Source organism: Pseudonocardia autotrophica, assembly GCF_003945385.1.
In the GTDB taxonomy this organism is placed as follows: domain Bacteria; phylum Actinomycetota; class Actinomycetes; order Mycobacteriales; family Pseudonocardiaceae; genus Pseudonocardia; species Pseudonocardia autotrophica.
This window is the reverse complement of sequence record NZ_AP018920.1, coordinates 2,912,794-2,929,344: the sequence shown is the minus strand read 5'-3', so window position 1 is coordinate 2,929,344 and position 16,551 is coordinate 2,912,794. Positions and strand designations below refer to the sequence as shown.

The window sequence follows — 16,551 nt, the reverse complement described above, 5'->3', positions numbered from 1 at the left end:
GCGCTTGGAAGACGAATGGCGCGCCCTGTCGCCACAAGACCGGATCGCCCGCCTCAACCAGTACGAAGGAACCCGATGACCGGCCACGTCGAAGCCCGCTTCCCCCGCACCCCCACCCTCCACGCAAACGGCAACAGCCTCATCCACACCCTCCTCACCTGGCACCCCGACGACGCCCACGCCGTACGCCTCACCTGCCGCAACACCGACGGACAGGCCGTCACCTGGTGGTTCGACCGGCAGATGCTCACCGACGGGCTCACCGCACATGTCGGGGAAGGCGACATCGGCATCGGCCCCGTCCTCGCCGAGGACCCCGACACCGGTGACGTCATCGAAGACCCACACCACATCGAAATCCTGCTCCGCGACCCCGCCGGGATCGGCGGCAACCTCAGCCTCATCTACCAGAAGCGGGCACTCCACACCTTCCTCAACCGCACCTGGCAGCAGGTTGCGGCCGGCGCCGAGCAGTACCCGTTCAACCCCGCCACCCTGTTCGAGAAGGGCACCGCATGAGCAGCGTCGCCACCACCCAGCCGATCACCATCCCCCACCGCAACCACCATGTTGGCGACCGGGTCACCTACTGGTGCACCGACACCCCCGACGGTGTCCCCCTCCGGTTGGTCGGCGACGTCACCTCCACCGCGTCGTGGACGTTCACCGTCACCTGGGACGGCGGGCACGGCACAGCCCGGTTCGCGCACAACCACGAACCCGACACATTGCGCCCCGCCACCCCAGCCGACGAACGCGACGCCCTCACCCTCACCGTGCGGGCCACCGTCGCCGCCGACTACCGCCGCACCCTCGCCGCACACCCACACTGGCCCGACAACATCCGCAACGTGCTCGACCAGCGCGCCACCGACTTGCTCGGACCCCGACGATGACCCGCCGCCTCGCCTGGGTCGCCGCCGCACCCCTCCTCGCCCTGGCGGTACTCGCATCCGCCACCTACACGCTCGCCGTCACCGCCGCCAACACGGTCATCGACTACGGCGCATTCGACGACGAGGACGAGCTGTGACCGGCCGGGACCGCGACGCCGAGCACGCCATCGACCAGGCCGAATGGGTGCGTGACCACGAGCTCGACGACCGGGCAGAGCACCGCTACGAACGCCACCTCTTTGGAGACAACCAGTGAACAGCACCCGCCACATCGTCGTCGTCGACACCGAAACCAACGGCCTCGACCCACGACGCCACCAGGCCGTCGAAGTCGCCTGGTGGAACCTCACCACCAACGAGCGAGGCATGTTCATCCCAACCCACAACGTGTCCGAAGTGCTCGCCAACGCCGACGTGAAGGCGTTGCAGATCAACCGCTATGTAGATCGCATCGCCGACCAGGTCCCCTCGGTAGACAGCCACGAGCGCGGCAAGTTCGCGCAGCAGCTTGACGGCTGCACCCTGGCCGGATCGAACCCGGCGTTCGACGCCGCGATGGTCGAGAAGCTTCTCCGACCCCGACACACCCTGCAGATCAACGGCAAGCCGGTCACAACGTGGCGGCAGCCGTGGCATCACCGCATGCTCGACCTGTCCAACTACGCCGCCGGCATGCTCGCCCTCAACGACCTCCCCGGCCTCGCCAAGGTGTGCGAACTCCTCGACGTCGACCCCGGCGACCACACCGCCGAAGCCGACGTCACCGCCACCGGTGAGTGCTTCAACAAGCTGTTCGCCCGGGCCGCATCGGAGCGGGAGCTGACCGTCGCGGAGCTGTCGTGAGTGCTGTGTTCGCCGACGACAACACCCGCGCCGGCCTAGCCCTCGGCAAACTCAACGAGCTCGGCTCACCCGACCACATCGCCAACCACCTCCACGAACACGGCGTTGTCGGGGACCACCACGCCGAAACCTGCCCCATCGCCAACCACATCCGCCGAGAAACCCGACTCAACGTGTCCGTCACCCACCTCGCCTGGCGGATCGCCGACAACAGCTCCACGTTCGGATGGCACCTCCCCGAACACGTCGCCGCGTTCATACTGGCATTCGACGAAGGCCGCTACCCCGACCTCGTCACCAAGGACGACTGATGCCGATCACCGTCCCCACCGGGATCCCAGCCGCACGCCTCGAACCCGGAACGGCGGAGTGGATGCGGTACATGTCCGCGTCGAAGATCGCCGCCGTCGTCGGCCTGTCCCCATGGGAATCGAAGTTCTCCCTCTACCACCGCATGACCGGCCTCGTCCCCGCCGAAGAGGAGAACGACCAGACGCGGCGCGGCCACTACCTCGAGCCGGCGGTCGCGGCCTGGTTCGCCGACCAGCACCCCGACTGGCGCATCGAGCAGTGCGGCAGCTTCCTGCACCGGGACCGGCGCTGGCAGGCCGCCACCCCGGACCGGCTCGCCATCAACGATGGCGGGATCATCGTCGCCGTCGAATGCAAGTCGACCGCCGACATGACCGGCTGGGGCGAGCAGAGCACCGACGAGATCCCCGTCTACTACCGCTGCCAGGTCATGTGGCAGATGGACACCCTCGGCCTGCAGCGCTGCCACATCGCGATGATCGGGCCGTCCCTGGTGTTCGCCGAGTACGTCGTCGACTACGACCCCGACGAGGCCACGATTCTGCGGGACGCGGCCACCGCATTCCTCGCCGACGTCGCAGCGGAACGCCGGCCCGCCCTCGACGACTCCACCGCCACCTACCAGGTCCTGCGGGCCCTGCACCCAGACATCGACGGCAGCAGCGTCGACGTCCCCGACGAGCTCGCCCGCACCTACCTGCAGGCCGTCGCCGACGCCAAGGCTGCGCAGGCCGCGAAACAGGCCGCGACCAGCCGCCTCCTCGACCGCATGGGCGACGCCCGCGACGCCTACTGGAACGGCAACAAGATCGCCTACCGCATGGCGAAGAACGGCGACACCCCCTACCTGGTTGCCGCACGCGGCGCCACCAACCACCTCACCGAAAGGACCGCGGCATGACCGAGAAGATCGGCGCCGCCATCGCCAAGACGGGCACCGGCCCGGCCGCGATGGTCAAGCAGTACTCCCAGGACTTCTCCTCCGTCCTGCCCTCCCACATCAAGCCCGAGCAGTGGGTGCGGCTCGCGCAGGGCGCACTCAAGAAGGGCAAGCGGATCGGGGACCGCACCGAACTGGAGATCGCCGCCAGCAACAACCCCGGCGTGTTCCTGTCCTCACTTCTCGATGCCGCCCGCCTAGGCCTCGAGCCCGGAACTGAGCAGTACTATCTGACCCCCCGGAAGGTGAAGGGGCAGCTGGAAATCCTCGGGATCGTCGGCTACCAGGGCCTCATCGAACTCATGTACCGGGCCGGTGCGATCTCCTCCGTCGTCGCCGAATGCGTGTACGTGAACGACCACTTCCAGTACCGGCCCGGTCGCGACGAGAAGCCCGTCCACGAAATCGACTGGGACGCTGAGGACCGCGGCAAGCTGCGCCTCGTCTACGCGTACGCGGTCATGAAGGACGGCGCCACCTCGAAGGTCGTCGTCCTCAACGCCGCAGCGATCCGCACCATCAAGGGGTCCGCGCAGGGCGCCGACTCCCAGTACTCGCCGTGGCAGACCAACGAACCCGCCATGTGGCTGAAGTCCGCGGTGCGGCAGCTCGCGAAGTGGGTGCCGACCTCGGCCGAGTACATGCGCGAGCAGCTGCGCGCGGTCCGGGACGTCGCAGCAGAAGGCATCACCACCCCCCGAATCCCGGACGACGCCCCCGTGGATGTGACGGGCTGGATCGAGGTCGACGACGACGGCCACGTCGTGGACGCCGAAGTTGTGGACCGCTCCGACGAGCAGGCCGAACTCGAGCACGACATCAACGGAGGTAACTGACCATGACGCTGCCCAACATGTCCGGTGTCGGCCGACTGGTCCAGGACCCCGAAGTTCGGTTCAGCAACAGCGGGGTCGCGGTCGCCACCGTGAACCTGGCGTTCAACTCCCGCAAGAAGGACGAACGCGGCGAGTGGGTAGACGACCGCGTGTTCTTCGTTCGCGGGACGGCTTTCAAGCAGCTCGCCGAGCACGTCGCCGACTCGTTGACAAAGGGCATGGAAGTTGTCGTGTCCGGGCGGCTCGTCACCGACCAGTGGGAGGACAAGCAGACCGGCGACAAGCGGTCCGCGACCGCCCTGATGATCGATTCGATTGGGCCGAGTCTGTCGTGGGCGACCGCAGCGGTGACGAAGGCCAGCAAGGACTCCGGAGGGTCTGCGGGGGCTGCGTACGCGACCGGCGGCGGGTTCGCCAACGGGGCCGGTGACGGCACTCCGCCCTTCTGACCTGTCTCTCCCATGCCAGACGAACACCAACTGATGACGCAGGGGCGGTACTCCCCCGCCGCCCCTGCGGAGAGGTCACGGACAGATGCCCCGGATTAGAACGATCGAACGCTGGTTCGTTCGACACATCCAAGAAGATGCAGATGGCTGCTGGATCTGGACCGGCAGCAAGATGGGGAACGGCTACGGACAGGTGCGTGTCCAGGGCTGCTCGAGCGCTGCGCACCGCGCGATCTACGAGTACCTGATCGCCCCCGTGCCGGCTGGGCTGGACCTGGATCATCTTTGCCGCAAGAGGGCGTGCGTAAACCCGTACCACCTTGAGCCAGTGACTCGGTCTGTCAACCTCCGCCGCGGGAATACGCGTCGTCTGCACAACAGCTCAAAGACGGCGTGCCCTAATACTGCAACGGCGTTTCGACGTGTCGTGAGAGGCTGATCCGGGTTCGGCGGTGATGATCGCCGGGTGGTGGATCTTGCTGGATGGGTAGCGGCGTTGGACCAGGTCATCGCGTCGATCGGGCCGCGGTTCTTCCGTCGTGAGCCCCGCGCGCGGGCCGGGGCGTATGTGCGCGGCCTGCTGGCCGGGTTGGAGCGCAAGAACGGGTGGACTCTGGCCGAGCATGCGGGGGCGGTCTCGCCGGACGGGACGCAGCGGATGCTGCGCATCGCTGACTGGGACGTCGACGGGGTCCGCGACGACGTGCGCGACTACGTCCTCGACGCCCTCGGCGACCCCGCAAGTGAGGTGTTCGTGGTCGACGAGACCGGGTTCATCAAGAAGGGCCTGCGTTCGGCGGGAGTGCAACGCCAGTACACCGGTACCAGCGGCAAGGTCGACAACTGTCAGCTCGGGGTGTTCCTGGCCTATGCCAGCTCGAAGGGGCGGGCGTTGATCGACCGCGAGCTCTACCTGCCGACCTCGTGGACCGAGGACCGGGACCGCTGCGCCAGAGCTGACGTGCCCGATGAGGTCGGGTTCGCCACGAAGCCCCAGCTCGGGCTGGCGATGCTCGCCCGCGCCCACGCCTGCGGGGCCCTCACACCCCGCTCGTGGGTGACCGCCGACGAGATCTACGGACAGAATCCGACCTTCCGCACCTGGCTGGCCGACCGGGAGATTCCGTTCGTGCTGGCCACTCGCAACGACGACGTCCTGACCAGCCCGGACGGGCATCGCCGCCAGGCCAAGGTCCTCGCCACGATCGCCGGCGCCCGCGACCCCGACACCGGCCGCAGCGGGTGGGAACGGCGCCAGGTCGGCGCGGGTGCGCACGGAGAGCGGATCTATGACTGGACCACCGTCGCCCTCGACCCGGCCGGCCTGCCCCACGGGTGGGGGCACTGGCTGCTCGTGCGCCGCCAGACCGAACCCGGGCAGGGCAAGACCACCCGGGAGCTGGCGTTCTACCGCTGCGCCGCCCCCGCGGCCACGCCGCTGCGCGAGCTGGTCCGCGTCGCCGGCGCACGCTGGGCGATCGAGGAATGCTTCCAGACCTCCAAGAACGAAGCAGGCCTCGACCACTACCAAGTCCGCTCCTACCGAGCCTGGTACGCCCACATCACACTGGCCATGCTCGCCGCCGCCTACCTGTCCGTCACCCGCGCACAGGAGGCCGAAAAGGGGGATCTCCAGCCGAGCGGACCGGGCTGATCCCGCTGAGCGGCAACGAGATACGGCGTCTGCTCGCCACCCTCATCCTCACCCCAGCCGCCTGCCTGGCCAGCACACTCGCCTGGTCCACCTGGCGCCGACGACGCCAGCACCAGGCCCGGACCTGCCACTACCGCCGCCGCGGCCAACGCCCACCAGCCTGACAAAACGCCGTTGCAGTACTAAGGGGCACCCGTACGACACCGCGAACACTGCGTTTCGCAGTGGGAAGCGCACCTGTCGGGCTTGCGCTCGGGCGTGGGCCGCAGCCGCTCGTGCACGCCGCAAGGCGAACGAGGTGATGAGCTGATGCCTCGTATCCGCACGATTAAGCCGGAATTTTGGTCGAGCCCGAGTGTGGCCGGCGCGGACCCGTGGGTGCGGTTGCTGTACATCGCGATGTGGAACTGGGCCGACGATCACGGCCGCGGTACGGCGAACGTGAAGGAGCTCGCCGCGTTCGCGTTCCCCCACGACGACGACCCCTGCGCACCGACGAGCGCGGAACTTCCGTGCTTGTTGACGGAAGTTGCAGACAGGTTCTCGGTGGTGTTCTACGAGTGCGACGGAAGGCGCTACTACGCCATCCCGAGCTGGGAGCGGCACCAGCGCAACGAGCGGCGTGCACAGTCGAAGTATCCGGCCCCTGACGAGGGGAAGCCGTTCAACCCTGACCCGTCTGACCAGCGGAAACGCAACGGGCACCGTGTTCTGCACGGAACTTCCGTCGCTAATCACGGAAGTTCCGTGCATGTCGACGGAAGTTCAGGCACTGGAACAGGGGAACAGGGGAACAGGGGAAGTAAAGACTTGGCCGCCGCTGACGCGACGCCCGAGCCTCCCGCCGCCCCCGCGGCCCCCCCCGTCGACGACGACTTCACCGAGTTCTGGGCCGCGTACCCGCGCAAGGAGAAGAAACCCGCCGCACTCAAGGCGTACCGGGCGCTCCGGAAGAAACACACCACCCACACCACCGTCATGGACGGGCTGAAGAAACACACCACCGTCTGGACACAAGCCGGCACCGAACGCCAGTACATCCCGCACCCCGCCACCTGGCTGAACAACGAAGCGTTCAACGACGACATCGGGCCGACCAGCCTGACAGTCGTTCCCGCCCTCAAAACCAGCTTCGACGAGATCCGAGCCGACGCCGACGCCGAATACGCCGGACGGCTCATCAACCGCTGGTACGTCGAACCCGCCCAGCCGCCCTCCGACACCACCCCCGTCCACGACTGGACCAGAGCGCGGGCCCTCGAATTCATCGACCGCCACGCTGACGCCATCCGCCACGCCCTCACCCCCGAGAGGAGAACCGGGTGATCGACCTCGACGAAACCACCCTCGCCTCAGGCGTCTCCGAGAAGATCCTCATCGGCGCAGTCGGACACAACCCCGACGCCGCCGACCACCTCCTAGCCGCCGTACCCCCCGGAGACTTCTACGACCCCCACCGGTCCGCCGTCTGGTCCGCGTTCCGTGACCTCTCCGGCGACAGGAAACCGATCACCCCCGTCACCGTGTCCAGGCGGCTCGCCGACACAGACCAGCTCACCGGCGCCACCCGCAGGGTCATCGCCCAGGAGATGGCCGACTTCCACCCCATCACCGCCGCCGAACAACACGCACCCGTCATCACCGACCTCGCCCGCCGCCGCGAACTCACCCACACCATCAAGGCCGCCGCCGGGATCGTCGCGAACCACCCCGGCGACCACACCCAGGTCCTCGCCGACATCCGGGAAAAGTTCAACCAGCTCGACTCCGGCGCCGACGAATCCGCCGGGACCCTCACCTGGGCGCAGCTCCTCGACGAGTTCGAAACCGCGCAAGCCCCCACTGCCACCCCCGAAGGCATCACATCGCCGTGGCCCGACCTCGACGCGTTCACCGGTGGCCTGTTCGGCGGCCGCATGTACACGATCGGAGGGGCACCCGGAGACGGGAAATCCACCGTCGCCTTGAACCTCGCCATCCACGCCGCACGAGCCGGCAAGTCCGTCCTGGTGTTCTCCAAGGAGATGCCCACCGTCGACGTCACCGGCCGCCTCGTCGCAGGCGGAGCCGAAATCGACCTGCGCGTCATCAACGCCCGCAACCTCGACGACGACGACCGTGCCCGCTTCCGCCAGTTCCGGGCCCGCACCCGACACCTGAAGTTGCGTGTCAACGCCGACCAGGTGTCCATGACCCAGATCAAGCAGATCGCCCGCGGCGTCCACCACCGCACCGGCCTGGATTTGCTCGTCGTCGACTACCTGCAACTCATGACCGGCAACGAACGCGGCCGCAGCGCCGAGGAGGAGATCGCGAACATCTCCACCGGCCTCAAGCAGCTCGCCATGGAGCTGGACGTCGCCGTCGTCGTGCCCGCCCAGCTGAACCGGAACCACACGTCCCGCCCCGACCAGCGACCCACGAAAGCCGACCTGCGCGGCTCCGGTCGCATCGAGCAGGACTCCGACGTTGTGATCCTGCTGTGGCGGCCTCTCGTCGACGGCCAGCCGGACCGCTACCAGGTCGTGTTCATCATCGACAAGAACCGGCACGGCCCGAAGGGGGAGATCAAACTCCGCTGGAACGGCGGCTACGGGGTGATCTCATGAGACGCCCATCGATCAGTGGGGCAGCCGCCGCACTGCGAACCACCGACACGCGCTGGTCGTGGATCGAACCCACCAGCGAGGAGGACGACACCGCGGCGGTCATCGAGTTCATCGACGCCACCCATTACGGCACCTCGGACACCCCGGACAGGGCCGGGAAGTGGGGGGGGTGCGGCGGATGCGACGACGTGTGGCCATGCCCGACGTGGCTGGACACCCAGAACCTTGCGATCCAGTTCCTCGGCCGGGCAGCGGACCGCTACCTGGCCCGTATCCGGGAGGCGAAGTGAACATCCACGTCTTGTGCCACGAGTCCGGGGTCCTCGTCCCCCTCGTCGACGTCCTGCCGTGCCAGCGGTGCTGGTGGATGCCGCCCGACTGCACCTGCCGGCATCTCGAAGCCCGCTCGGTGGTGCGGGCGTGGCGCCCGGACGGGCAACGCGCGTCGACGGGGTGGGCCGCATGACTGCGCACCAAACCCCACAGACGGCCGCAGGAGCGCAAAATGTCGCACCCCCAGCCCGTCACACCAGAAACGGCTGCGAGGCCGTCAGTGGCCGCACCACAACCCAGGAAGGGGCATCTGTGACCGACCAGCCGACCCACATACCACCGCACGGCACCCTCGACCGCTACGACCACGGCTGCCGCTGCTCCCCCTGCAGCAAAGCCAACACCGCCGGCCGCACCACCAACCACATCGACACCCCCGGCGCCGTCCACGACCGCTGGCTGTACCGAGAAGGGTGCCGCTGCAACACCTGCAAAGCCGACCGGCGGGCCGAAAACCAGGAACGTGCCGTCGTGAAACACCAACGCCGCGCCGCCGAGCACGCCGCCGCCGGTGTCAAGATCCCGCGCTGCCTGTGCAGCTTCTGCTCTGCCGGCCGCAAGAGGCGAGCCCCGAAGGTCGCCGTGTTCGTACAGCCGACCGGGGTCGAAGCGACCGTGGTCGGGAAGTCGGTCATCTGCTGTGAGACCGAGGCGTTCGAGATCGAGGGTGCCGGGCATGACTGGGACTGCCCGACCCGGCTGCAGGAGGCATCATGACCACAGCAGCGCAGCGCGGGACGGCGAACCGCCGCAAAGGCCACACCGCTGAACGGGACGTCGCCAAGTACCTGCGGGCGGTCGGCTACCCGAACGCTGAACGGGCGGTCGTCACCGGGTTCGCCGCCGCGACCGGCGGCAGGTTGAAAGCCGACCCCGGCGACATTGCGGGGGTCCCGTTCATCGTGTCGGTGAAGGACTGCGCCACCGAACAGCTCGGGAAGTGGCTCGACGAGCTCGACGCCATGCAGCACCTCAACGGGCTCCCGGGCCTTGACCCCGGATAGTGGACACGGGGTGGATTACGCGGCGTCCGGAACGGTAGCTGCGAAGTCTGCCTCGTAGGTGTTCGGGGTCTGGTAGCGGCAGTAGGAGTGGCGGCGTCGGGTGTTGTAGCGGGTCAACCATCGGAACAGTTGCCGACGGCAGGTGGCCTGATCGGGCCAGAACGCGTTGTCCTGCAACACTTCCCGCTTCAGGGTGGCGTTGAACGACTCGGCGAGGGCGTTGTCGGCGCTGGACCCGACCGCACCCATCGACTGCTGGACGTCGAGTCGGTCGCAGAGGTTGGCGTAGGCGCGGCTGGTGTAGACCGAGCCGTGGTCGGAGTGGAAGATCGACCCGGCGAGGGAGCCGCGGTCCGCGGCCGCCGCTCGGAGGGCGTCTGCGACGAGGTCGGTGCGCATGTGGTCGGCGAGCGCCCACCCGGTCAGGCGCCGGGAGTGGCAGTCGATCACGGTGGCCAGGTAGAGGTTCCCGCCATCGGCCAGGGGTAGGTAGGTGATGTCGCCGACATAGACGATGTTCGGGGCGGGCGCGGTGAAGTCGCGCCCGAGCAGGTCGGGCACCGGGCTCTGGGCGGGCTCGGGGATGGTGGTGCGCACCCGGCGACGGCGGCGGTAACCCGCGATGCCGTGCTCGCGCATGACCCGGCCGATCCGCTTGTGGTTCACCCGCTGCGCCGGCTCGACGCCGTCGTTGATTTCGGCGGTGATCCGCGGCCGCCCGCAGGTGCGGTCTCCGTCGTGCACGGCGCGGATCCGCTCGGCCAAGGCGGTGTCCGCGGCAGTGCGCTTCGCGCGGGCGGGCGCGGCGGCGAGCCAGGCGTAGAACGAGGAACGTCGCACGTCGAGTAGTGCGCACAGCCGCTTCACCGTCCAGCCCCGGCGGGGGCTGGAGGTCGTGTCGGAGTGGTCGGCGACGAACTGGAAGCGGGTCACCAGTTCGTCGCCCCGGCGAAATACTTGGCCGCCTGGCGAAGGATCTCCCGCTCGGTCTCGAGTTTGGTCTTCTCCGCCCGCAGTGCCTTGTTCTCGGCTTCGAGGCGGGCCAGACGCTGCTCGGGCGTCTCATCCGCGACGGGCACGACACCGGCGTTCTGGCGTGGCGCACGCACCGAACGTGCGCTGCGGGTGCGGGTGCCGTCGGGGGCGGTGCGGGTCCCGGTCCCGAGGTTGTCCAGCCACAACGCCAGCGTGGCCCGCTCGACGCCCAGGTCGGCGGCGATGCCCTTCACCGTCGCCCCGGGCGTGGACTCGTACAGCTCGACGGCCTGCCGACGGAACTCGTCGGAGTAGTTCTTGCGGGCCATGGTCAGACATCATCTCGCTTCCCCCGACCGTGCGGGGATCAGCGTGTCCACGGAACGGGGTCAGGGCCCCCCTGACCCGCCCCGCCTGCTGGTCCACAAGCGACGCGGGAAGGCTGATCCGTCACGGTGGTGGTGCTGGATGAGTGTCGCCCAGTTCGCCCGGCTCACGGGCGGTGCGTCGAGCATGCAGGCGCCGGTGCGGATGGAGTTCGTCGCCGCCCTGATCCTGCTCGCCGACACCACCGTCGAGGTGGCGTCGTGACGTGCGCCTGGTGCGGAACCGAACTCACCGACCGCTCCCCCAGCACGGACTTCTGCGGCGAATCCCACGCCCTGTGGTGGCGGCAGCAGCACGCATCGAAGGAGACCCGCTGATGGACCCGGTGAATGGCCACCAGGCTGTCGATGCCCGCCTCGGGAACACATCTGCCGAGCTCCCCACAGACACGGTGCAGCGTGCGACCCGATTCGCGCGGCGCCGCTGTGACGTGCTCGGGTTCGGCGAGGCGGAGATTGGTGAGGTGTTGGGGATGTTGGGTCTTGACCGGTAACGCCTACCGGTCTACCTGCGACACTTTGCGTGTGAACACTTCCCGGTGTGTGATCGTATGGCGGTGCCCCACCTGCGGGTGGCGTGTCGAGGTGGAGGATCCCGTACACATGCCGATCGTCGCCGCGATGCATGAGCTGGCCCGCTGCTGGTGGGATGCGAAGGTGGCCCAGTGACTGACTTGGTGGAGTTCCTGACCGCACGCATCGACGAGGACGAACAGCTTGCTCGCACGGTGGAGCAGGCCGTCGGCGCCGAGCGCAAGGGCGAGCCGTACAGCGACGGCTCCGGCATCGCGGCCGGGGACGCGTTCCCGACCTACCCGTGGGGGATGGTCCCCGAGGAGCTTCCGTTCATGGCCGGCGCCGGTCACCCATCCCGCGTCCTGGCCGACGTCGCGGCGAAGCGGGCCATCCTCGCCGCGCACCCACCGGTCCGGTTCACCGACGCCACACTCGGGCTGCACGACGTTGAGGTGTGCTGGCGTTGCCACGTCCGACTCGACTACCCGGACGACTGGGACGAGCAGGGCGCCGAGGGCTGGACCTATCCGCTGGTGCAGGAGCGGTTCCCGTGCGGCACTGTCCGGGCGCTGGCCCTGCCGTACCGCTCGCACCCGGACTTCAACCCGGCATGGGAGGTCGCGTGACCGACCGAGGTGTTGCGATCGAGAAGCTCCTCCGGGCTGCCTCATGGGACGACGGCGGAGCGCCCGCTCTCGACTACCCCGACGCTGTCGACGCTCTCGCGGCACTCGGCGTCACCCGCGCTGAGGTCGACCAGATCATCGACGATGACGTGGTGATCGGAGGACTTGATGGTTGGCGGGACCTCGGTCTGCGCATGTATCCGCAGTGGAAGGTTGTCGATGCCTGAACCCCGCCCGGCCGGCCCGATCCTCGACGCGCTCGGTGTCACGTTCGACCTCGACGACCACGATCATGTCACCGACGCGTTGGTCATCGCGAAAACCGTGGACGCGTCCACTGGTGAGCATGGTGTGGTGATCGGGCAGACCGCGGTAACGGACTGGGTGACGCAGCTCGGGTTGTTGGCGGTGGCGCAGCGCCTCGTCGACGGCGCGGAGATCGGGGAGGGCGACTAGACGAAGCGGGGCCCGCCAGATGTCGCAGATCTGGCGGGCCCCATCCGCGAAGCCGGTCTTGTGACGGATCAGCAGCCCGCGATGGCCCCGCACCGTACGCGCCCCGGGAGTCAATCGTGAACACCACCCACCCCGACACGCCGGAAGACCGCCCCACCTGGGCGTGTGCCCTGCACCGGCCGCCCGCCGACGGCCAGGACTGGGTTCCCGCCGACCGCGGATACGCCACCTGCAGCAACTGTTTGGACCGGTTGCGGGCAGTGATGCGCGACATCGGCGACCGCTACCGCATGCTTGACCCCACCCCGCAAAAGGGCGCCACCGGCCGAGGAGCACCCGGGTTCGGGTCCCGTAGCCCCGCTTCCGATCACGTCATCGCCTTCACCGACCCGAGATCCAGTCAGACCGCGAAGGTGTGGGTCGACCGTGCCGGGCGGGCGTGCCGTGAGGACGAACGCCCCCCAGTGTCGATCCGCGGCGAGCTCGACATCTTGGCCTGGGATGCCGCCGACCGACTCGGTCTGGCCGGACCGCATCACCGCGCTGATGTGCACGACCTACTCCGACACTTGGACCAGCGTCTCGACCTGATCACCCGCGACCCTGATCTGGTTGTCGAGGTGGCGTTCAAGCTGCGAGCCCTGCAGGCCGCGCTCCGGCCGGTTACCGGCGACCCCCGACCGAAGTTCATCGGGTTATGCCCCGAACTCCTCCCCGAACCCGACGAGGCCGGGGTGCCGCTCGTCTGCTCCGCCCGCCTCTACGCCCCCATCAAAGACAGCTCCGTCAACTGCCGATCCTGCGGAGCGCACTGGCCACGCGAACGGTGGCTCGAACTCGGCCGCTCCCTCCAAGTCGCCCCCGCCGCATGAGACGCCCCCTCGTCACCGCCGAACTCGCCGCACTCCACCTGGCCACCACCTACGGGCTACAAGTGACACCGGCGACGATCCGGAAGTGGGCGGCCCGCGGCCACTTCCCATCCCACGGCGCCCGAGGTTCCCGACACTGCTACGACCTCGAAGAAGTGCAGCACTTCGCGGAACACCACCGGGTCGACACGCAGTTTGTTGCGCATTGATCACCTCATCTGTCACACTTTCCTGCAGGCGCCACACCTGTCTCTACGAGCTGGTCGTGGCGCCCGGTCGTGAAGTATCCCGGCCCACCCCGGGACGCTGACAGAAACCGCGTCGGCTGTCTCGGGGGAGTCCAGCCACGCCACCCTGCCAGCGAACACTCTTCATGGCCGGCGGCGGGACGGGTGCGCGAGCGTGCAGCCCCCAAGCGTGGGCGCCCCGGCACCCGTCCCCCGCCACCACACATCCGGGGGTGCTGACAGGTGGAGCATCGGCCCCGCGTCTACGCCGAACACCTCAACCACTCCCTGTTCCGCCGCCCAGGCTGGTACTGGCGGCTCCACTGCGACTGCGGCTTCACCTCCCCGTACGGGCTCCTCCTCACCTGGCCCGTCGCACTCAAGTTCGCCAACACCCACGCCTGGGCCGCACGCCGGTATGAGGCGCGGATAGACGCGCAGGTTGAGGCGTTCCGGCAGCAGCTCGACGCCCGGGGGTGAACAGTGGCCGTCCGGTTCGACAACGCCAACGACTGCCTCACCGCCACGTCGGGCCTCCCCAGCGGAACGGCCCTGACGGTGACCTGGTGGGCGTACGTCTCGGTCAATCGCGACACCTGGGGCACGATGGTGGCCGCCGACCGCAACGGGAACCCGGTGTCGTTCGACGCCTGCAACAACGGCCTGGCCACTCACCTGTACGCCAACACCGACACCCAGCTGTTCGCCGCGGGCACCCTCACCGTCACCGCTACCTCCGGGCTGCCCGTCGACCGCGTCAACATCACCGCCACCGGGAACCCCACGATCACCCCCGCCGGTGGCGTGGACGGCCAGATCCTGCGGATCAACGTCGCCGCCTCCGGCGCCGCCCGCACCGTGACCCTCGCGTCCGCGGTGCGCACCACCACCGGCATCACCACCCGCACCCTCGACGTCCCATCCGGCCAGGTCGCGATGGTCGCGCTCGAGTACTCGACCCTGATCAACGCCTGGTCACTGACAGCGACAGCCGTCACTGCCACCTAGCACAGGTGCTGCTGCGCAGCCTCCACCACTACCTGCGCCGAGAACACCCCCACGTGGTCCGGGTAGCGGGCCACCAGCCCCCACTGCCCCACCCCGTCACAGACCAGCCCGCCTGCCTCCACCAGCTCATCCTCGGTCCACCCGGCGTCGAGCGGGCCACCCACCAGCGGGGCGGGCAGGTCCCGCATCCGTTCCCCCCCAGCCAGCCAGCCAGCCTGCACCTGCTCCACGTACGCCTCACGCTGCCCGGCAGACGGCCCGGTCGCGGCCGTGCCCGCAACCCACAACCCGACGGTGGCCAGTGCCACCACCAGCACCAGGCCGCCCACCACAGCGGCCACCCGCCGTCGCGGTGCTGCACCACCGCCGGCGGGGTGGGTGCTGGGGTCCTGCCCTCGCGTGACGGTCATACCCACTCCTTCGCTCCACAGCCCCGGGGTGCTACACACCCGCCGGCCATCAGGTGGACCGGATGATCCCGCAGGAGGTGGCTGTGGCGCCACGTGCTACCGCCGCCGCCCGCGGGTACGGCCACCACCACCGCACCGCCACCGCCCGGCTCCTGGCCCACCTGGCCCGGTACCCGGGGCAGCTGTGCCCGTTCTGCGATCGGCCGATGTTCGCCGAGCCGCATCTGAATCCGGACGGCCGGAAGCCTCACGGTGACCATGGTGTGCCGCAGGCGTTGGGTGGGACGCAGACCTCGCGGCTCGCGCACGCGTCGTGCAACACGAGTGCGGGCGCGAAGCTGGGGAACAGGTTGCGTCGGCGTCGTCGTGAGCTGGATGCGTTGGGTCGTGGTCGAGCGTCGCGTGTGTGGTGACCAACAAGAACGATCTTGACATCGACGCGAACGATCACGATGTCAAGATCATACGCAAGAACGATCTTGACATCGATGATCTTCAACGCGATGCAGAGATCAACACGGTGATCCACAACTGATCAACAAGCGGCGACGCTCTGACCTGCACTAACGCAGCGTGAGGGTAGGGGGTCAGCATCATGACCTGCGGAAACGCCCCAAGACGCCGCAGTCCATCTTTTTTCTCCCCGAGAGCTGCGGGGGGAGTGCGTTTTGGCTGGTCAGAGGCGTGAGAAGCCCCCCTTTCAGCCTCTCGTGTCCGTTGTGGACGCGGTCGAGGGTGTGTTGAGCGAAGCTCCCGTCGTCCACCCCGGCCATCACGCTCTGTATGCGATCGCGATCGCGTTGGCGCAGAAGCTCGACGAAGGCGCCGGCATGGCCACCGCCGCGGTGGCAGCTGAACTGCGCGCAACGCTCGCTGACCTGCTGGTGACGGAGGAGAGCGACGACGATGCCGACGCCTGGCTCCGAGACCTGTCAACCCCGGTGGGCGACCCGACGACGCCCTGAGCGGGCCACGCTCGGACCGAAGGTCGCCGCGGTCGCCGAACAACTCGGGACTCCGTTGATGCCGTGGCAGAGGTTCGTCGCCGACACCGCCCTCGAAATCAACCCGGACACCGGCCGGCTCGCCTACCGCGAGATCGGTTTGACGGTGCCCCGCCAGTCCGGGAAGGCGCTGGATCTCGCCACGGAACTCCTCACCGAGAACCGGGGCTGGACCACGATGGCCGACGTCCGTGT

At 68.5% G+C, this 16,551-nt stretch carries 26 protein-coding genes; 24 read left to right on the top strand and 2 right to left on the bottom strand.

All coding sequences use genetic code 11. The features are described 5' to 3' along the window. Positions 1-75: 75 nt before the first annotated feature. The 16 genes from Pdca_RS13875 (at position 76) to Pdca_RS13810 (ending at position 9,876) form a co-directional block, all read left to right on the top strand. Entirely contained in the window at positions 76-519 is a 444-nt protein-coding gene (locus Pdca_RS13875) for an SsgA family sporulation/cell division regulator (protein ID WP_158092301.1), read from the top strand. After that, positions 516-896: a hypothetical protein gene (locus Pdca_RS13870; RefSeq protein WP_085915717.1), complete on the top strand. Its 381-nt coding sequence runs from the start codon at positions 516-518 to the stop codon at positions 894-896. Before Pdca_RS13875 ends, Pdca_RS13870 begins: the two co-directional genes overlap by 4 nt. Continuing rightward, positions 893-1,033 carry a hypothetical protein gene (locus tag Pdca_RS35565; protein WP_158092300.1) on the top strand — a complete coding sequence of 47 codons (141 nt, stop codon included), beginning with the start codon at positions 893-895 and terminating at the stop codon, positions 1,031-1,033. Before Pdca_RS13870 ends, Pdca_RS35565 begins: the two co-directional genes overlap by 4 nt. Continuing rightward, entirely contained in the window at positions 1,030-1,152 is a 123-nt protein-coding gene (locus Pdca_RS37545) for a hypothetical protein (protein WP_269462858.1), read from the top strand. The genes Pdca_RS35565 and Pdca_RS37545 overlap by 4 nt, the downstream gene beginning before the upstream one ends. Beyond that, on the top strand, positions 1,149-1,739 hold the full coding sequence (locus tag Pdca_RS13865) for a 3'-5' exonuclease (RefSeq protein ID WP_085915716.1): 591 nt from the start codon (positions 1,149-1,151) through the stop codon (positions 1,737-1,739). Before Pdca_RS37545 ends, Pdca_RS13865 begins: the two co-directional genes overlap by 4 nt. Next, on the top strand, positions 1,736-2,050 hold the full coding sequence (locus Pdca_RS13860; protein WP_125911404.1) for a hypothetical protein: 315 nt from the start codon (positions 1,736-1,738) through the stop codon (positions 2,048-2,050). The genes Pdca_RS13865 and Pdca_RS13860 overlap by 4 nt, the downstream gene beginning before the upstream one ends. Further along, positions 2,050-2,952, top strand: a complete 903-nt coding sequence (locus Pdca_RS13855) for a lambda-exonuclease family protein (RefSeq protein ID WP_158092299.1) — start codon at positions 2,050-2,052, stop codon at positions 2,950-2,952. The genes Pdca_RS13860 and Pdca_RS13855 overlap by 1 nt, the downstream gene beginning before the upstream one ends. Then, entirely contained in the window at positions 2,949-3,827 is an 879-nt protein-coding gene (locus Pdca_RS13850; protein WP_085915714.1) for a recombinase RecT, read from the top strand. Before Pdca_RS13855 ends, Pdca_RS13850 begins: the two co-directional genes overlap by 4 nt. Before the next feature lie 2 nt (positions 3,828-3,829). Beyond that, complete coding sequence (locus Pdca_RS13845; RefSeq protein ID WP_085915713.1) at positions 3,830-4,276, top strand: single-stranded DNA-binding protein; 447 nt, start codon at positions 3,830-3,832, stop codon at positions 4,274-4,276. Positions 4,277-4,361: 85 nt separating this feature from the next. Next, the gene (locus tag Pdca_RS38005) at positions 4,362-4,715 is read left to right on the top strand and encodes an HNH endonuclease signature motif containing protein (RefSeq protein WP_125911403.1); all 354 of its coding nucleotides are present in this window, start codon (positions 4,362-4,364) and stop codon (positions 4,713-4,715) included. Positions 4,716-4,742: 27 nt separating this feature from the next. Continuing rightward, the gene (locus Pdca_RS13835) at positions 4,743-5,930 is read left to right on the top strand and encodes an IS701 family transposase (RefSeq protein WP_408635018.1); all 1,188 of its coding nucleotides are present in this window, start codon (positions 4,743-4,745) and stop codon (positions 5,928-5,930) included. A gap of 378 nt (positions 5,931-6,308) precedes the next feature. After that, positions 6,309-7,256, top strand: a complete 948-nt coding sequence (locus tag Pdca_RS13830) for a hypothetical protein (RefSeq protein WP_125911402.1) — start codon at positions 6,309-6,311, stop codon at positions 7,254-7,256. Continuing rightward, on the top strand, positions 7,253-8,539 hold the full coding sequence (locus Pdca_RS13825) for a replicative DNA helicase (protein WP_125911401.1): 1,287 nt from the start codon (positions 7,253-7,255) through the stop codon (positions 8,537-8,539). The genes Pdca_RS13830 and Pdca_RS13825 overlap by 4 nt, the downstream gene beginning before the upstream one ends. Further along, positions 8,536-8,829 (top strand): hypothetical protein, encoded by a 294-nt coding sequence (locus Pdca_RS13820; RefSeq protein WP_085911506.1) that lies wholly within the window; start codon positions 8,536-8,538, stop codon positions 8,827-8,829. Before Pdca_RS13825 ends, Pdca_RS13820 begins: the two co-directional genes overlap by 4 nt. A gap of 295 nt (positions 8,830-9,124) precedes the next feature. Beyond that, entirely contained in the window at positions 9,125-9,589 is a 465-nt protein-coding gene (locus tag Pdca_RS13815; RefSeq protein ID WP_085911504.1) for a hypothetical protein, read from the top strand. After that, positions 9,586-9,876, top strand: coding sequence for a hypothetical protein (locus Pdca_RS13810; RefSeq protein WP_125911400.1), 291 nt, complete (start codon positions 9,586-9,588; stop codon positions 9,874-9,876). The genes Pdca_RS13815 and Pdca_RS13810 overlap by 4 nt, the downstream gene beginning before the upstream one ends. 15 nt (positions 9,877-9,891) lie before the next feature. Here Pdca_RS13810 and Pdca_RS13805 read toward each other — a convergent pair. Then, positions 9,892-11,180, bottom strand: a protein-coding gene (locus Pdca_RS13805) for an IS3 family transposase (RefSeq protein ID WP_125911393.1) whose coding sequence is annotated in 2 segments (ribosomal slippage) — positions 9,892-10,826 and positions 10,826-11,180 — 1,290 coding nt in all. Because the reading frame shifts where the segments join, the coding sequence is not laid out codon by codon here. Positions 11,181-11,319: 139 nt separating this feature from the next. On the opposite strand from Pdca_RS13805, the gene Pdca_RS37540 reads away from it, so the two are divergent. From Pdca_RS37540 to Pdca_RS13780, 6 genes are all read left to right on the top strand, one after another. Next, on the top strand, positions 11,320-11,442 hold the full coding sequence (locus tag Pdca_RS37540; protein ID WP_269462857.1) for a hypothetical protein: 123 nt from the start codon (positions 11,320-11,322) through the stop codon (positions 11,440-11,442). A gap of 460 nt (positions 11,443-11,902) precedes the next feature. Continuing rightward, positions 11,903-12,379 carry a DUF6221 family protein gene (locus tag Pdca_RS13800; protein ID WP_125911399.1) on the top strand — a complete coding sequence of 159 codons (477 nt, stop codon included), beginning with the start codon at positions 11,903-11,905 and terminating at the stop codon, positions 12,377-12,379. Continuing rightward, positions 12,376-12,606, top strand: a complete 231-nt coding sequence (locus tag Pdca_RS13795) for a hypothetical protein (RefSeq protein ID WP_085911501.1) — start codon at positions 12,376-12,378, stop codon at positions 12,604-12,606. The genes Pdca_RS13800 and Pdca_RS13795 overlap by 4 nt, the downstream gene beginning before the upstream one ends. Next, the gene (locus tag Pdca_RS13790) at positions 12,599-12,835 is read left to right on the top strand and encodes a hypothetical protein (RefSeq protein WP_085911500.1); all 237 of its coding nucleotides are present in this window, start codon (positions 12,599-12,601) and stop codon (positions 12,833-12,835) included. Before Pdca_RS13795 ends, Pdca_RS13790 begins: the two co-directional genes overlap by 8 nt. 116 nt (positions 12,836-12,951) lie before the next feature. Continuing rightward, positions 12,952-13,707, top strand: a complete 756-nt coding sequence (locus tag Pdca_RS13785; RefSeq protein ID WP_085911499.1) for a cupredoxin domain-containing protein — start codon at positions 12,952-12,954, stop codon at positions 13,705-13,707. Positions 13,708-14,417: 710 nt separating this feature from the next. After that, a complete protein-coding gene (locus Pdca_RS13780; RefSeq protein WP_085911497.1) occupies positions 14,418-14,942 on the top strand; it encodes a hypothetical protein in 525 nt (174 codons plus the stop codon). Here the strand turns inward: Pdca_RS13780 and Pdca_RS13775 are convergent. After that, a complete protein-coding gene (locus Pdca_RS13775; RefSeq protein ID WP_125911398.1) occupies positions 14,939-15,352 on the bottom strand; it encodes a hypothetical protein in 414 nt (137 codons plus the stop codon). The genes Pdca_RS13780 and Pdca_RS13775 overlap by 4 nt on opposite strands. A 406-nt stretch (positions 15,353-15,758) precedes the next feature. Here Pdca_RS13775 and Pdca_RS37535 point away from each other — a divergent pair, with 406 nt between their 5' ends. Together Pdca_RS37535 and Pdca_RS13770 are read left to right on the top strand one after the other, a co-directional pair. Then, on the top strand, positions 15,759-15,887 hold the full coding sequence (locus tag Pdca_RS37535) for a hypothetical protein (RefSeq protein ID WP_269462856.1): 129 nt from the start codon (positions 15,759-15,761) through the stop codon (positions 15,885-15,887). A 184-nt stretch (positions 15,888-16,071) separates the two neighbouring features. Then, entirely contained in the window at positions 16,072-16,317 is a 246-nt protein-coding gene (locus tag Pdca_RS13770) for a hypothetical protein (protein ID WP_085911495.1), read from the top strand. The last annotated feature ends 234 nt before the right edge of the window (positions 16,318-16,551 follow it).

Bases quoted from the DNA above. Each gene is read 5' to 3' on its own strand.
- Pdca_RS37540 (WP_269462857.1), top strand. From the start codon at position 11,320: ATGAGTGTCGCCCAGTTCGCCCGGCTCACGGGCGGTGCGTCGAGCATG.
- Pdca_RS13790 (WP_085911500.1), top strand. From the start codon at position 12,599: ATGCCTGAACCCCGCCCGGCCGGCCCGATCCTCGACGCGCTCGGTGTC.
- Pdca_RS13850 (WP_085915714.1), top strand. From the start codon at position 2,949: ATGACCGAGAAGATCGGCGCCGCCATCGCCAAGACGGGCACCGGCCCG.
- Pdca_RS13870 (WP_085915717.1), top strand. From the start codon at position 516: ATGAGCAGCGTCGCCACCACCCAGCCGATCACCATCCCCCACCGCAAC.
- Pdca_RS13810 (WP_125911400.1), top strand. From the start codon at position 9,586: ATGACCACAGCAGCGCAGCGCGGGACGGCGAACCGCCGCAAAGGCCAC.
- Pdca_RS13855 (WP_158092299.1), top strand. From the start codon at position 2,050: ATGCCGATCACCGTCCCCACCGGGATCCCAGCCGCACGCCTCGAACCC.
- Pdca_RS35565 (WP_158092300.1), top strand. From the start codon at position 893: ATGACCCGCCGCCTCGCCTGGGTCGCCGCCGCACCCCTCCTCGCCCTG.
- Pdca_RS38005 (WP_125911403.1), top strand. From the start codon at position 4,362: ATGCCCCGGATTAGAACGATCGAACGCTGGTTCGTTCGACACATCCAA.
- Pdca_RS13775 (WP_125911398.1), bottom strand. From the start codon at position 15,352: ATGACCGTCACGCGAGGGCAGGACCCCAGCACCCACCCCGCCGGCGGT.
- Pdca_RS13845 (WP_085915713.1), top strand. From the start codon at position 3,830: ATGACGCTGCCCAACATGTCCGGTGTCGGCCGACTGGTCCAGGACCCC.
- Pdca_RS13820 (WP_085911506.1), top strand. From the start codon at position 8,536: ATGAGACGCCCATCGATCAGTGGGGCAGCCGCCGCACTGCGAACCACC.
- Pdca_RS13875 (WP_158092301.1), top strand. From the start codon at position 76: ATGACCGGCCACGTCGAAGCCCGCTTCCCCCGCACCCCCACCCTCCAC.